The 14,671-nt window shown below is 34.2% G+C and carries 14 protein-coding genes; 10 read left to right on the top strand and 4 right to left on the bottom strand.

Annotated features, from left to right (window positions below; all coding sequences use genetic code 11):
* Positions 1-325: 325 nt before the first annotated feature.
* The 3 genes from HQN62_RS15980 to HQN62_RS15970 all read right to left on the bottom strand — a co-directional run bounded on the left by HQN62_RS15980 (position 326) and on the right by HQN62_RS15970 (position 1,493).
* Positions 326-640: a rhodanese-like domain-containing protein gene (locus HQN62_RS15980; protein ID WP_116797491.1), complete on the bottom strand. Its 315-nt coding sequence runs from the start codon at positions 638-640 to the stop codon at positions 326-328.
* Positions 641-648: 8 nt separating this feature from the next.
* The gene (locus tag HQN62_RS15975; protein ID WP_173505113.1) at positions 649-927 is read right to left on the bottom strand and encodes a rhodanese-like domain-containing protein; all 279 of its coding nucleotides are present in this window, start codon (positions 925-927) and stop codon (positions 649-651) included.
* A gap of 131 nt (positions 928-1,058) precedes the next feature.
* Positions 1,059-1,493 carry an endo-arabinase gene (locus HQN62_RS15970; RefSeq protein WP_173505112.1) on the bottom strand — a complete coding sequence of 145 codons (435 nt, stop codon included), beginning with the start codon at positions 1,491-1,493 and terminating at the stop codon, positions 1,059-1,061.
* Positions 1,494-1,691: 198 nt separating this feature from the next.
* On the opposite strand from HQN62_RS15970, the gene tgt reads away from it, so the two are divergent.
* The 8 genes from tgt to HQN62_RS15930 all read left to right on the top strand — a co-directional run bounded on the left by tgt (position 1,692) and on the right by HQN62_RS15930 (position 10,680).
* Positions 1,692-2,822, top strand: a complete 1,131-nt coding sequence (gene tgt / locus HQN62_RS15965) for a tRNA guanosine(34) transglycosylase Tgt (RefSeq protein WP_116797494.1) — start codon at positions 1,692-1,694, stop codon at positions 2,820-2,822.
* A 102-nt stretch (positions 2,823-2,924) separates the two neighbouring features.
* Positions 2,925-4,013: an LptF/LptG family permease gene (locus tag HQN62_RS15960; protein ID WP_116797495.1), complete on the top strand. Its 1,089-nt coding sequence runs from the start codon at positions 2,925-2,927 to the stop codon at positions 4,011-4,013.
* Positions 4,000-4,887 (top strand): DMT family transporter, encoded by an 888-nt coding sequence (locus HQN62_RS15955; protein ID WP_173505111.1) that lies wholly within the window; start codon positions 4,000-4,002, stop codon positions 4,885-4,887. The genes HQN62_RS15960 and HQN62_RS15955 overlap by 14 nt, the downstream gene beginning before the upstream one ends.
* A gap of 128 nt (positions 4,888-5,015) precedes the next feature.
* Positions 5,016-5,969: an acetyl-CoA carboxylase carboxyltransferase subunit alpha gene (locus tag HQN62_RS15950; RefSeq protein WP_173505110.1), complete on the top strand. Its 954-nt coding sequence runs from the start codon at positions 5,016-5,018 to the stop codon at positions 5,967-5,969.
* Between the two features lie 140 nt (positions 5,970-6,109).
* The gene (dnaB, locus tag HQN62_RS15945; RefSeq protein ID WP_116797498.1) at positions 6,110-7,657 is read left to right on the top strand and encodes a replicative DNA helicase; all 1,548 of its coding nucleotides are present in this window, start codon (positions 6,110-6,112) and stop codon (positions 7,655-7,657) included.
* Positions 7,658-7,981: 324 nt separating this feature from the next.
* On the top strand, positions 7,982-8,653 hold the full coding sequence (locus tag HQN62_RS15940) for a sensor histidine kinase (RefSeq protein WP_173505109.1): 672 nt from the start codon (positions 7,982-7,984) through the stop codon (positions 8,651-8,653).
* Positions 8,654-8,656: 3 nt separating this feature from the next.
* Complete coding sequence (locus HQN62_RS15935) at positions 8,657-9,322, top strand: response regulator transcription factor (RefSeq protein WP_173505108.1); 666 nt, start codon at positions 8,657-8,659, stop codon at positions 9,320-9,322.
* Positions 9,323-9,420: 98 nt separating this feature from the next.
* Entirely contained in the window at positions 9,421-10,680 is a 1,260-nt protein-coding gene (locus HQN62_RS15930) for an asparagine synthetase B (RefSeq protein ID WP_116797501.1), read from the top strand.
* Between the two features lie 71 nt (positions 10,681-10,751).
* On the opposite strand, the gene HQN62_RS15925 is transcribed toward HQN62_RS15930, so the two are convergent.
* Positions 10,752-11,555 (bottom strand): endonuclease/exonuclease/phosphatase family protein, encoded by an 804-nt coding sequence (locus tag HQN62_RS15925; protein WP_173505107.1) that lies wholly within the window; start codon positions 11,553-11,555, stop codon positions 10,752-10,754.
* 444 nt (positions 11,556-11,999) lie between these two features.
* Between HQN62_RS15925 and HQN62_RS15920 the strand changes: the two genes are divergently transcribed.
* Both HQN62_RS15920 and HQN62_RS15915 read left to right on the top strand, forming a co-directional pair.
* A complete protein-coding gene (locus HQN62_RS15920) occupies positions 12,000-12,770 on the top strand; it encodes a DUF2490 domain-containing protein (RefSeq protein ID WP_173505106.1) in 771 nt (256 codons plus the stop codon).
* Positions 12,771-13,024: 254 nt separating this feature from the next.
* Positions 13,025-14,641 (top strand): NAD-dependent malic enzyme, encoded by a 1,617-nt coding sequence (locus tag HQN62_RS15915; protein ID WP_173505105.1) that lies wholly within the window; start codon positions 13,025-13,027, stop codon positions 14,639-14,641.
* The last annotated feature ends 30 nt before the right edge of the window (positions 14,642-14,671 follow it).

The raw sequence follows: 14,671 nt of genomic DNA, 5'->3' as shown, positions 1-14,671 counted from the left end.
AAGTTAAACTGCTGCAAAAGTAATTTTTATTTTGGCGTAAGACAAATGATTTCAAGTACAATTTCAATGATAAAGGCAATTTTAATTACAATTTCAACTATTGCCTTGTGTGAAGTCGAAGAGATAAAATTTAAAATCTACAATCTAAAATCTGTAATCCGACTTCATCTGGGCGTGCCACCATAAGAAAAAGGGGCTGACTAACAGTATCGATTAGTCGCCCCTTTTTCTTATGCTGTCGGGCTATCCGCGCTACTTCGGTAGCTAGCTTTTATCCCTCACGCAATCGTTAAGCCAGATATTTAGTGATTAAAAACGAATTGATTTATATTTTATTCTGTAGGCCACTCCATCCGCCGCCATTATGGACATCAGTATATCCGTGTGTTTTCAGGATACTTTTGGCTGATGCGCTTCGCATACCCGATGCGCAACAGGTAATGATGGTTTTATTTTTGTCTTTCAATTGAGTCAAACTGTTTTTTAAAACATCAACAGGAATGTTTATGGAATCTTTGATGTGACCGCCAGCATATTCCCCTTTGCTTCGTACATCTAGGATAATGGCACCTTTTTTCACAAGATCTGCATAATCTACAGTTGTCCCGAAACCGAATATTTTTTTTAGTTTATTTAGCATTTTATTTTTTATTTGGATTGATAATAATTGACGTCAAGCCATGAGCCTCCATTGTAGCAGTCGATTTCTTTTTGAGAAAGATAATGCTGCGCTTGTCCGCTTCGGTTTCCGGAGGCACAACAAAGAACCAAGGGTGATTTTAGGTTCTGGATTTCTTCAAATCGCTCTTGAACTTCATTCAGTGGGATATTAATTGACCCAACAACGTGACCTCCACTGTATTCCTCTCGCGTTCGTACATCTACAATCGTGCATTGTTTTTCTTTGATTATATTTTCTAATGTCATTGTATTTTCTTTAAAGTGTATTGTTTTATAATGCAAAAATACAACAGAAATTAAGGATGTACAGTAACTTTTGTTACACAAGTTTTTTTATCCAATCTTTCATCAGATTTTCAGGTTAGATGTCTCAAATGTTATTTATAGGCGTGAATAGATTGTCCTACAAGTTTCCAATCGCCATTTATTTTTTCAAGTAATCGAATTTCATGCGAAAAGGTTTTCTTACCATCTTTCGCAATCGATACTTCATCATGACTGACCCAAGCATTATCGTCATGAATACTCATTTTATAATTTGTATTTATGGAGGTGCCACCACTGGCGTTTGCAATCGGTTTGATAATGTTTTCAGCAGGAATATCTAACGTTTTACCATCAACAGTCGAAATCAAAATTTTGCTATAAGGCTGAATGTGCCAGCATGCAGCATGTGTTTTACTGTCGCCCAATCTCCAACTCGAAGATTCTTTCTCAAGGAGACTTTTAATGGCTTGCGCATCATCTGTTTTTGAATTACAACTCAGTAAAATTAAACTCGGTATAAGATACAGGACTAATTTCAATTTCATGATAGTGTGGTTTTTGGTTAAAAGAGTCGGAAAGATACGTTTTGTCTAAATTAAATACTAAAGCATTTTTAATTTCGTAATTACCTAATAAGTATTTAAATTTTGACTGTCATGAATCCGGTTTTCATTCATCGGAAGGAAAATTTTTTGATGCGGGTTTTAAATTAGACTATCTTTGCCGACTGATAAAAAGCCTATATGAAGTTTGATTTACTAAAAACAGATCCGCAATCGAAAGCTCGTGCGGGAAGTATTACTACCGATCACGGTGTTATTGAAACGCCTATTTTTATGCCTGTTGGAACGGTTGCATCAGTAAAAGGGGTGCATCAACGGGAATTGAAAGAAGAAATAAACCCAGATATTATTCTTGGAAATACCTATCATTTGTATTTGCGTCCACAAACCGAAATTCTTGAAAAAGCGGGTGGATTGCATAAATTTATGAATTGGGACCGTAATATTTTGACCGATTCAGGAGGATACCAAGTGTATTCCCTTTCGGCAAATCGTAAAATTAAGGAAGAAGGAGTAAAGTTTAAATCGCATATTGATGGTTCGTATCACTTTTTTACGCCAGAGAATGTGATGGAAATTCAGCGTACCATTGGGGCAGATATTATTATGGCTTTTGATGAGTGTACGCCTTATCCATGTGATTATCGTTACGCTCAACGCTCAATGCACATGACACACCGTTGGTTGGATCGTTGTATCAACCATTTAGAAAAAGTGCCAGTAAAGTATGGTTATGACCAAACTTTTTTCCCAATTATTCAAGGAAGTACTTATAAGGATTTGAGAAGACAATCGGCAGAATATATTGCCAATTCCAACCAACAAGGAAATGCGATTGGTGGACTTTCGGTAGGGGAGCCTGCAGAAGAAATGTATGCCATGACCGAAGTGGTTTGTGAAATTCTACCTGAAGACAAACCTCGTTATTTGATGGGAGTGGGAACGCCAATCAATATTCTGGAGAATATCGCTCTTGGAATCGACATGTTTGACTGTGTGATGCCTACGCGTAACGCCAGAAACGGAATGTTATTTACGGCCAACGGAACGATCAATATCAAGAATAAAAAATGGGAAGCCGATTTTTCTCCATTGGATGAAATGGGATATACATTTGTAGATACGGAATATACCAAAGCGTATTTGCGTCACTTGTTTGCTGCCAATGAATATTTGGGGAAACAAATTGCCACAATCCACAATCTAGGTTTTTATATGTGGTTGGTTCGTGAGGCCAGAAAACATATCTTAGCAGGCGATTTTAAACCATGGAAAGAAATGATGGTAAAAAATATGAGCCAAAGATTGTAAAAGAAGTTTAAAAGTTTAAGTGTTTAAAAGTTTAAAGTTCTCTCGAAACTCCTAAACTATCTTAAACTCTTAAACCATATTTAAACCTTTAAACACAAAAGAATGCTAACAATAATAGACAAATACATTTTAAAAAGATATTTAGCCACTTTTGCGGTGATGCTTTTGTTATTTGCTCCTATTGGGATGATTATTGATATATCCGAGAAGATCAATAAAATGATTGAGAATAAAGTGCCGGTTTTAAAAATCGCCATTTATTACTATCATTTTACGATTTACTTTATGAATAACCTCTTCCCGATATTTTTGTTTATATCGGTGATTTGGTTTACCTCAAAATTAGCAAATGACACAGAGATTATTGCCATTCTGAGCTCTGGAATTTCATTTACTCGATTCATGAGGCCTTATATTATTGGGGCTTCCATCGTATCTGTTATCGTTTTGCTTATGGGGTTTTGGGTTATTCCCGTATCAAGTGAGGGTTACAATAATTTCCGGTACACCTATCTGCGGAATGATGGGAAGGCGCTCATGCGGGGTGATAATACAGATGTTTACAGACAGATAAGCGATAATGAGTTTATCTATGTAAATAGCTTTAATAATGAATCTCAAATGGCTTATAATTTCTCATTGGAGCGATTTAAAAAAGAGAAATTAGAATATAAAATCACGGCCAGCAGAATCAAATGGAATCCTAAAGAAAAGAATTATTCTTTATTTGATTACACCAAAAGAATCGTTGGGAAAGAAGGGGATGTGATCGAAAAAGCACCGGAAAAGAAGATGAAGTTCAGTTTTGATCTGGAGGATTTGGCGCCGGTGGTTTATATCGCCGAGACTCTAAGTCTTGGGGATTTGAAAGCTTTTATCGACAAGGAAAGAAAACGTGGATCGTCCAATATCAATGTTTATTTGGTTGTTTTGTATAAAAAATTTAGTGTTCCTGTTTCAGCATTTATATTGACTATTATAGCTGTTTCCGTGTCTTCGATGAAACGAAGAGGAGGGATGGGAGTCAATTTGGCCATTGGAATTGCCGTGGCATTTTCATTTGTCTTTTTTGATAAGATATTTGGTGTCTTGGCCGAAAAATCTGCATTTTCGCCACTCCTGGCTGTTTGGTTACCCAACATTGTTTTTGGAATATTAGCTGTTTATTTATTACGAAATGCGAAACGATAATTTAAGAAGTTACCTTAATCTACATTTAATTGTTTTTATTTGGGGGTTTACAGCAATTTTAGGGGCATTAATTACGATACAGTCTCAATTTTTGGTTTGGTACAGAATGTTTTTTGCGGCAATCTTTATTGCTGTTTTTCTTGCTGTCAAAAAGAAATCATTTAAAGTTGCTCCAAAGTCATTAGTCAAGTTCATATTTGTTGGTCTTTTGATAGCGCTGCATTGGATTACCTTTTTTGGAGCGATAAAAGTCTCAACAGTATCAATAACCTTATCTGTTTTTTCATTGGGTGCATTTTTTGCCTCCTTGTTGGAACCTTTATTTTACGGTCGAAAAGTACTTTGGTATGAGGTTTTCTTTGGACTGATTATCATTGCGGGTTTAGGATTAATCATGCAGGTGGAGATTAATTACTGGAGCGGTATGTTATTGGCATTGGTTTCCATAATATTGGGAGTATTATTTACTTTAATAAATGGAAAGTTAATCGCAGATCATGACCCATCGGTGATTTCATTTTATGAATTCTTTGCCGGTTTTATTTTTATTTCAATCTATTTTTTATTTCAAGGTTCTTTCAATGCAGATTTTTTTGTGTTATCTGCCAAAAACTGGATTTTGATTTTGATTTTGGCATCCATTTGCACCGCTTATGCTTTTACGGCTTCGGTAAAAGTAATGCGACAATTATCACCATACACGGTTATGTTAACGACTAATTTAGAGCCTGTTTACGGTATTGTATTGGCTTTCTTTATCATTGGCGGAAAAGAAAAAATGAGTATGGAATTTTATATTGGAGCCGTTGTAATTGTAATTACGGTGCTCTTAAACGGTATTATAAAACATTATAGAAAAGAAGATGAATTGTAAGATTTTTAATTGCCGTAACACCTATTTTTTCTACTTGAATAAAAAAATAAGTGTATAACGATATTAAATTTTATATTTGCAGTTCCAAATCGAAAAATTAAAAACAATAATAAATACGCACAAATCCTATGGAATATTTAGATTTTGAGCTTCCAATAAAAGAACTTGAGGAACAATTAGATAAATGTGTTGTTATTGGTTTAGAATCGGATGTTGATGTTACCAATACTTGTAAACAAATCAACAAAAAATTAGAGGAGACCAAGAAACAGATTTATAAAAACTTAACTGCTTGGCAACGTGTGCAGTTATCAAGACATCCAAGCAGACCTTATACTTTGGATCATATCAAAGGGATTTGCGGAGATACTTTTCTGGAACTTCATGGGGATAGAGGTTTTAAGGATGATAAAGCCATGATTGGTGGTTTAGGAAAAATTGGAGGACAATCTTTTATGATTGTTGGACAGCAAAAAGGATTCAATACCAAAACGCGTCAGTATAGAAATTTTGGGATGGCCAATCCTGAAGGATATAGAAAAGCATTGCGTTTGATGAAAATGGCAGAGAAATTTAATATCCCAGTTGTTACTTTAATTGACACTCCGGGTGCTTATCCAGGTTTGGAAGCGGAAGAACGCGGACAAGGTGAAGCTATCGCAAGAAATATTTTTGAAATGGTTCGTTTGAAAGTGCCAATCATAACTATTATAGTTGGTGAAGGAGCATCAGGTGGAGCATTGGGAATTGGTGTTGGAGACCGTGTTTATATGTTGGAAAACACATGGTATTCTGTAATTTCACCAGAATCTTGTTCATCAATTTTATGGAAAAGTTGGGATTTCAAAGAGCAAGCTGCCGAAGCCTTGAAATTGACTTCTGCCGACATGAAAAAACAAAAATTAGTTGACGATATTATTCCAGAACCATTAGGTGGAGCTCATTATGACAGAGCGACTACTTTTACTACAGTTGAGCAATATATCATAAAAGGATATAATGAATTGAAAGACTTATCAACAGAGGAATTAATCGCTCAGAGAATGGATAAATACTGTAAAATGGGAGAGTTCAAAGAATAAACCGCCATTTTTAAGACCTTAATCCGAAGCCTTACAGTTTCGGATTTTTTTTTGGTTATAAACAAAAAATAGGTATTTATAAACAATAAATTATAATAACTCAATTGTGATTTTTTTTTAATTTTAGTTACTTTCGCTACATGGAAAATTTCAAAAATATAAGTCCGGTTAAAGTGGACAAAACAACAATTATTAACCTAGAAAAAGGAAAATTACCACCACAAGCATTAGATTTAGAAGAAGCAGTGCTTGGGGCAATGATGATTGATAAAAAAGGGGTAGATGATGTAATTGATATTCTGCAAGCTGATGCATTTTACAAAGATGCTCACAAATATATTTTTGAGGCCATTGTTCAATTATTCAATGACACACAACCAATCGATTTGTTGACCGTTTCGGCCCAACTTCGAAAAACTGCTAAATTAGATCTTGCAGGAGGTGATTTTTATTTAATCCAGCTTACGCAAAAGATTTCCTCATCGGCACATATTGAATTTCACTCCAGAATTATTCTGCAAAAATTTATTCAACGTAGTTTAATCCGCATTTCATCTGAAATTATTGAAGATTCCTATGATGAAACTACCGATGTATTTGATTTGTTGGATAAAGCCGAATCTAAACTTTATGAAGTAACTCAAGGAAATATCAAGCGTAGTTCCGAAACTGCTCAGAGTTTAGTTTTGCAAGCTAAGAAACGTATCGAAGAAATTGCAGGTCAAGAAGGACTAAGTGGTGTTGCCACTGGTTTTGATAAGTTGGATAAACTAACTTCGGGCTGGCAGCCAAGTGATTTAATTATTATTGCGGCGAGACCTGCGATGGGAAAAACTGCTTTTGTATTATCGATGGCTAGAAATATAGCTATCGATTTTGGTCATCCAGTTGCTTTGTTCTCCCTGGAGATGGCATCGGTACAGTTGATTACCAGGTTGATTTCTTCTGAAACAGGTCTGTCTTCAGAGAAGTTACGTACTGGAAAGTTAGAAAAGCACGAGTGGGAGCAGCTTAGTACCAAAGTTAAGAACTTAGAAAAAGCACCGCTATATATAGATGATACACCTTCTTTATCCATTTTTGATTTACGTGCAAAAGCACGACGTTTGGTGTCGCAACATGGTATAAAAATTATCATCATTGATTATTTGCAGTTGATGACTGCTGGTGGAAACGGAAAAGGTGGAGGAAACAGAGAGCAGGAAATTTCTACAATCTCCCGAAATTTAAAGGCATTGGCGAAAGAGTTGAATATTCCGGTGATTGCACTTTCGCAATTATCGCGTGCTGTAGAAACGCGTGGTTCCAGCAAAAGACCTTTGCTTTCGGATCTTCGTGAATCTGGAGCGATTGAGCAGGATGCGGATATCGTTTCATTTTTATACCGTCCTGAATATTACAAAATTGATGAATGGGATGATGAAGAAGCCTCTCCAACTGCTGGTCAAGCAGAGATTATGATTGCCAAACATAGAAATGGTGGTATTGAAAATGTTCGTTTGAAATTTATTGGTCATTTAGGTCGATTTGACAATTTAGAAGATTACAGTGGTGGTTACGATGATTTACCATCCAGCATGAATCATGATGAAAACTCATTTATAACTAAAAATCTTCCATCGGCAAATGAGGCTTTCGGAAGCAATTTTAATAATGATGACGATGATGATGGTGATGTTCCTTTTTAAAATTTAAAGATCGTATTTCACAACAAAAGAGAATATTTTATGAAGATAAGATATTCTTTTTTTTATGCTTTAATTTTTGCTTATATGATTCTAGTTTACAGTAATTTAAGTTTTTTTATTCTTCTAAAATAAGAATTTTTACTATGTTTGTGCTAATAAAAAACATTTGATTTTATTAGGAAAATAGCTAAATATGGTTATATTTGTCGTTTAAAGTTATATAAAAACAGATAAAGTGCGTGTTTATTTATTTATAATAAGATAAATAGTGTAAAATTTCATCAAAGCCATAAGGAAGTTAATCATACTTACAATAAAAAGAAGATGGAAAAGAAATTAAAATTTGATAATTTAGATATTTTCCTGAAAAACAAGCAATTATCGGCGGTAATTCGTACACTAGAGTCGGATAGAAAGCGAATTGCACAGGAATTACATGACGATATATGTTCAAAATTGAATGTGATTTCGTTGAATTGCCATCTTCTGAAGATTCCTAATTTACCTGCAAAAGAGATTGAAGAAATCACCAAAAACATTATTGAATACACCTCAAAAGCTTTGAATAGTTCAAAAAAAATGACGCATAGTTTGCTTCCACCGGTATTGGATAAATTTGGTCTTCATGCTGGAATTGAAGAATTATGTGCTCAGTTAATTGACGATATTGCTATTGATATTCAATACGAGAATAATTTAAAGTTTGATTTTAAAGAGAACGATAATCATATTCATGTTTTTAGAATTCTACAGGAGTTATTTACTAATTCAATAGAACATGGGAGGGCAACTTCAATATCTGTTTTTTTTGAGGAAATTGATGGAAAAAGAACATGTAAGTATTCAGATAACGGAATCGGTTTTGATTTAAATCAATTGGAAAATCATAAGGGTCTTGGAATGAAAAATGTGGTAAGTAGAGTAGCTATTTTAGAGGGAAGCCTCTCGATTGAATCGCAAATGAATAATGGAATTTCAGTGATTTTTAATTTCTAAATTATGAAGGAAACTATAAAAATAATTTTAGCTGATGATGAAGTTCTATTCAGAAAAGGAATTTCTTTTTTATTATCTAGAGAAGAAAATATTGAAGTGATTTTTGAAGCTTCGGATGGTGTTGAATTAATTGATTTTCTAAAAGGGGATAATCCTAAGCCCGATATTGTGATTATGGATTTGAAAATGCCATTGCTTAATGGGATTGAAGCCACTAAAATTATCCATAGAGATTTTTCGGATATAAAAATCATTGCCTTGACGAGTTATGATTCAAAATCGTTTATAGCCAATATGATTGATGTGGGAGCTGTTTCTTATTTGGTTAAAAATGCCACTCCTCAGGAATTATTTGCAACCATAAATGAAGTAGCCACAAAAGGATTTTATTATTCAGAATATGTGATGGACATCATTCAAAATGATTTGATTACCAATAAAAAAACCAAGTGCAGTTTTGATACCGGATTTATAACTTCTCGTGAATTAGAAGTATTGCAGCTTATCTGCAAACAAAAAAGCACAATCGAAATAGGTGAAAAACTATTTATTAGTCCAAGAACTGTTGAAGGTCACAGAAACAATTTGTTGCTTAAAACAGAATCCAAAAACATTGCAGGATTGGTTGTTTATGCCATTCAAAATGCCATCGTGTCTTTGGATATTTAATAGATGAATGTTAAAAAGTGTTTTTTACATGATTATAAAAGATTAAAGGAGTACTTTAATTACTTCCAATTATCTTTGCTTTAAAATAGTTTTCAATGATGTGCAAAAGAATTCTTTTTATATTTATTTTTCTATTATCGATTTCTTCTAGGGCTTCTTTTATTTTGTTGCCAATGGACGAAACTACGCAGCAAAATCATCTTAAAGCGTATGGAATTACCTATTGGTGTTTGGCCAAAAACTACAAGGCCAGTTGGTTGCTTAATTACCGTGGAGGTTCTTTCTTATTGCCCGATGCTGAAGAAATTAGAAAAGAATGCCAAATACGAGGTGTTAGTTTTGAAGTCATTTCGGATGCTGAGGAGACATCTATTTTGAATGAGATTTCAAGTCCTTCGCAGAATATGGAAGCTGTTATACTAGAAAAAGCTCCCAAAATTGCAGTTTATACCCCCAAAGGAAAGCAGCCTTGGGATGACGCCGTTACTTTAGTATTGACGTATGCTGAAATTCCTTTTACACCCATTTACGATGAAGAAGTTTTAAGTGATCAATTATTGCTTTATGATTGGCTGCACTTGCATCATGAGGATTATACTGGACAGTATGGAAAGTTTTATGCAGCTTACAAAAATATTCCTTGGTACATAGATCAAAAGAGAGATGCTGAGGCTTTGGCGAAGAAATTAGGTTACGAAAAAGTATCTCAGGAAAAAGGGGCAGTTGCTAAAAAAATTAGAGATTTTGTAATTGGAGGAGGATTTTTGTTTGCAATGTGTTCTGCAACCGATAGCTTTGATATTGCTTTGGCGGCAGATGGTGTTGATATTTGCGAATCCATGTTTGACGGTGATCCCAGCGAAGCTAATTATCAGTCCAAACTGAATTTTAATAATACTTTTGCTTTCAAGAATTTCACTCTGGAGCGAAGACCAGAGCAATATGAGTTTTCGGATATTGATATGACCTTAAAAAGAAAGGTTCCTATGGATAAAGATTATTTTACTTTGATGGAATATTCGGCCAAATGGGATTTCATACCAAGTATGTTGTGTCAAAATCATACACAATTAATCAAAGGGTTTATGGGGCAAACGACTTCATTTGATCCAGAACTGATAAAATCGAATGTTTTGGTTATGGGAACTTGTGAGCTGAATGGTGAAGCACGATACATACACGGTGAAAAAGGAAAAGGAATGTTTACTTTTTATGGAGGACATGATCCAGAGGATTACCAGCATCAAGTTGGCGATCCAGCTACAGTTTTGGATTTGCATCCCAATTCTCCAGGCTATCGATTAATTTTGAATAACGTTTTGTTTCCTGCAGCCAGAAAGAAAAAGCAGAAAACATAGAAAAATAAATCTCAAACTGAAAAATCCAAATTCCAATTGTAACTATTGGATTTTGGATTTTTTTTTGATAATTAATTCAAGGAAAATTCAAACCAAATAGGAATATGATCAGATATTTTCCGCGCTTCTTTTAAGGAAATGAATTTTTTATAAAACATAATCACATCCGATTTTATATAGTTTATGGAACTGGTTTTATAAAACATATTGTCATATTCAGACGCGAGGTAATTGTCACCTTTAGGTTTTGTTTTTAGTGATGTCTTTTGATTTTCTAAAACAGGAGCGAAGCCCATTTTCTTTAAAGGCGTAAAAACCGAATGCGATTGCGGACAATTAAAATCTCCTGCAAACAGTAAATTCAAAGTAGGATATTCTTGGGGCAGAAGCTTGAAATATTTAATCTCAGTTTCGGGTTGCTTACTTTTTGTGATAGCATGAAAAGTAGCAATGGTAATGTTTTTTCCTTTGATTTCAAAAGTAGCAAAATAAGGTTCACGATCTATTTCCAAATGATATTTTTGCTCCAGCCAAGGTTTTCCTTTTAGTTTTAGACTACTGGTTTTCCAGATAAAAGCATAACGTTCTGTTTTATAGTTACTGCTTGAAGTGGGGTCACTTATCCGATAATCCCATTTACTTCCTTTTTGGTTGAGTGCATCAGCTAGTTTTACCACGGCCTGTGCTCCACCGTTTCCAGCCACTACTTCTTGAATTGTGATTATATCATATTCTTTTACTGTATTGACAATAAATGCAATCTCCTGATCTGATTTGGATTTACCAAAGTTTTCCAGATTCCAGGAAAGGAGTTTGGTTTGGGAATAAAAAGTATTGAAAAAAAGTAAAAAGAAAAGAAAAAATACTTTGTTCATAGATTAGGATTAATGCCCAAATATAAAGATTGTAAAAAGAATTATCAGTCTTGGGAGTCACAAAGAGTTGTTTTCAATTTGTTCCCAGTTTATAAATATTTCCATCTTCGTCAGTGTCTTTTAGTTTGCCATAATCAATCCATTCAACTTGAATGTCGATAGTTTCCTTTTTCTATATTGACGATTGTACAGAAGCCCTGTTTGCTTTTTATTTGATGAAACTCGCAATGGGTTTGAAAACACAAGGAATATATTTTTCGAATTACTTAGTATTTATTAAAGGTCTTATTTTTTCTAATTATAAATGCCTCATTTTCTTCTTCCAAATGATAAATATCATGTTTAAATATTGAAAGGGAAAGTAATTTTACTGTAAAAAAAATAGTAATGATATTTTAATTAATTTTATTACAAACTTATTTTCGATTTAAACGCTATGCTATTTTGAAAAATTTATCTAAAATTTTAGTTTTATTCTTCCCCTTTTTAATCTTCGGTCAAGGGGCGACAAAAAAAGAAGTTAATCAGCAAGTTCAAACTTGGGTTTCATTGAACACGGTGACAAAGTTCAGTGATCACTGGGGAGTTGTTGCCGATGCCCATATTCGTGAAAATGGTTTCTTTGAAAGTAATAATTTTTATTTTTTGAGAGGCGGTGTTTCTTATATACCTAATGCATCGGTTTCATTAACGGCAGGTTATGCCCATATGTGGTTAGCTCCAACAAAAGAGGGATGGTCAACTTACGCGGATGAAAACAGAATATATCAACAAGCACAATTAATCACCAAAGTTGGAAAAGTAAGTATTCTTCAAAGATTGCGAAACGAACAAAGATGGCAAGAGAAAATGGTGAATGATGAACCCTCAGGCGAACTTCGTTTTACCGATAGAATACGTTATTTAGCCAGTTTCACTATTCCGGTATTCAGTAACAAAAAGTTACCTTCATTGGTTTTATCGGATGAGTTGTTAATTCATTTCGGCAAAGAAGTGGTCTATAATACATTTGATCAAAACAGATTGTTTATTGGAATCAAACAAAATATCAACCCCAAATTGAGTTATGATTTTGGTTATATGAATGTTTATCAAGAAAAATATTCAGGTTATCAATACGACATGAATCATACTATTCGATTGTTCTTTTACCTGAATACAGCAATAAAGCATAACGCACCTAAAGCTCCAGAGCATCATTCGGGAGACGAATAATTACCATATCTGTTTTTTTTAGTAGCTAAATATCAAAGAATGATATTCCGAAAGTAATATTTAACGATTTGGTATTGAATATTTTAGTAAGTTTATGTTGTAAAATTCAAAAAGCAGGAATCCTCTTTTTGAATTGTTATTTTTTTAAAGTTTTCTTTTATAGGACGAAATGATTTTAAGAACATTCATTTCTGAATTGTAATAATAGATATTTTGTTGATTTTAAAAAATATATAATTTTTAAACTGATTAAAATGGAAGATAGCACTGGTTATTCAATATTACGGAATCCTCGATTAAATAAAGGATCAGCTTTTACTCAGGAGGAAAGAGATAAATATGGTTTGCAAGGAATGTTGCCAGAAGCAGTTGAAACCATTGAAACACAAATAGTACGTATTCAGGAACAACTGGAAAATTTTGAAAAACCCATAAATCAATATATTTTCCTGATGCAGTTGTTGGAGAATAATGAAACTTTGTTTTTTAAAACAATCACCAGTGATCCTGCCAAGTTTTTGCCCCTTGTATATACTCCGACAGTTGGAGAAGCTTGTCAAAAATTTGGACAAGTAACACGAAGACCCAGAGGTTTATATCTATCGATTAATCAAAAAGATCATATAAAAGAGATTCTGCGAAATTGGCCCGAAAAAGATGTCCGATTTACTGTTGTTACAGACGGCGGACGTATACTAGGATTGGGGGATTTGGGTATTTTTGGTTTAGGAATACCCATAGGGAAATTAGTTTTATATACCAGTTGCGGAGGAGTTCCTCCAGAATATACGCTGCCAATTGTGTTGGATGTTGGGACCAATAATGAAGAGTTTTTGAATGACCCACTATATCCAGGTTTGAAATGTAAAAGAATTAGAGGTAAGGAATTTGATGATTTTGTTGCCGCATTTGTTGAGGCTATGAACGAAGTTTTTCCAAAAATTTGCATACAATGGGAAGACTTTCCAGGAGTTGATGCCATCAAGATTTTAAATACCTACAAAGAGAAAGTTTGTACTTTTAATGATGATATTCAAGGAACGGCCGCTATCGCTACTGCAGGATTTATTTCCATAAGTCGCTTGATGGAAAAAAGATTTATTGATCAGCACTTTTTATTTTTAGGTGCAGGTGCCGCAGCTTTCGGTATCGCTGATATGCTTGTTAAAAAATTCCAAAGAGATGGTTTGACTAGGGAAGAAGCTTTAAATCAAATTTGGATGTTTGATGTAAATGGATTGTTGGTAAAAAACCGAACGGATCTTGTTGAGCATCAATTCGATTTTGCCCATGATTCAGATCCTTGTACCGATTTTGCCGAAGCAGTCCTTAAAATTAAGCCGACAGCCATTGTAGGTGTTAGTACAGTTGGAGGAGCATTTAATCAGCAGGTAATCGAAAATATGAGTGCTGTAAATGAACGGCCTATAATTTTTCCCTACTCCAACCCAACTTCTCATTCTGAATGTACTGCTGAACAGGCATATAATTGGAGTAAAGGGAAAGCCATTTTTGCTAGTGGAAGTCCATTTGCCCCGGTAGAATATCAAGGTAAAATCTTTACACCAGGCCAAGGAAATAATGTATTTATTTTTCCGGCTTTAGGACTCGCTATTTTTGCAACCGAAGCGAAGAGAGTTACAGATGATATATTATTGACTGCCGCAGAAGCTGTAGCAGAACAAGTATGTTTAGCGGATTTTGAAAAAGGTTTAATTTATCCCAATGTTGCCGATATTTTGAAAGTATCAGTAAATGTCGCTGTAAAAGTTGCGGAAGATATTTTTAATTCAGGTTTAGCAGGTGTTGAAAGGCCTGAAAATATTAGTGATTTTATCAAAAGCAAAATGTACATTCCGAAATACAAATAGTCTAATTAGTTTTGGAATGTATGTAGATAA

The sequence above is a fragment of the Flavobacterium sp. M31R6 genome (genome assembly GCF_013284035.1).
Lineage (GTDB): Bacteria > Bacteroidota > Bacteroidia > Flavobacteriales > Flavobacteriaceae > Flavobacterium.
Note: the sequence above shows the minus strand (reverse complement) of the source record. Positions and strands in the feature narration are given on the sequence as shown.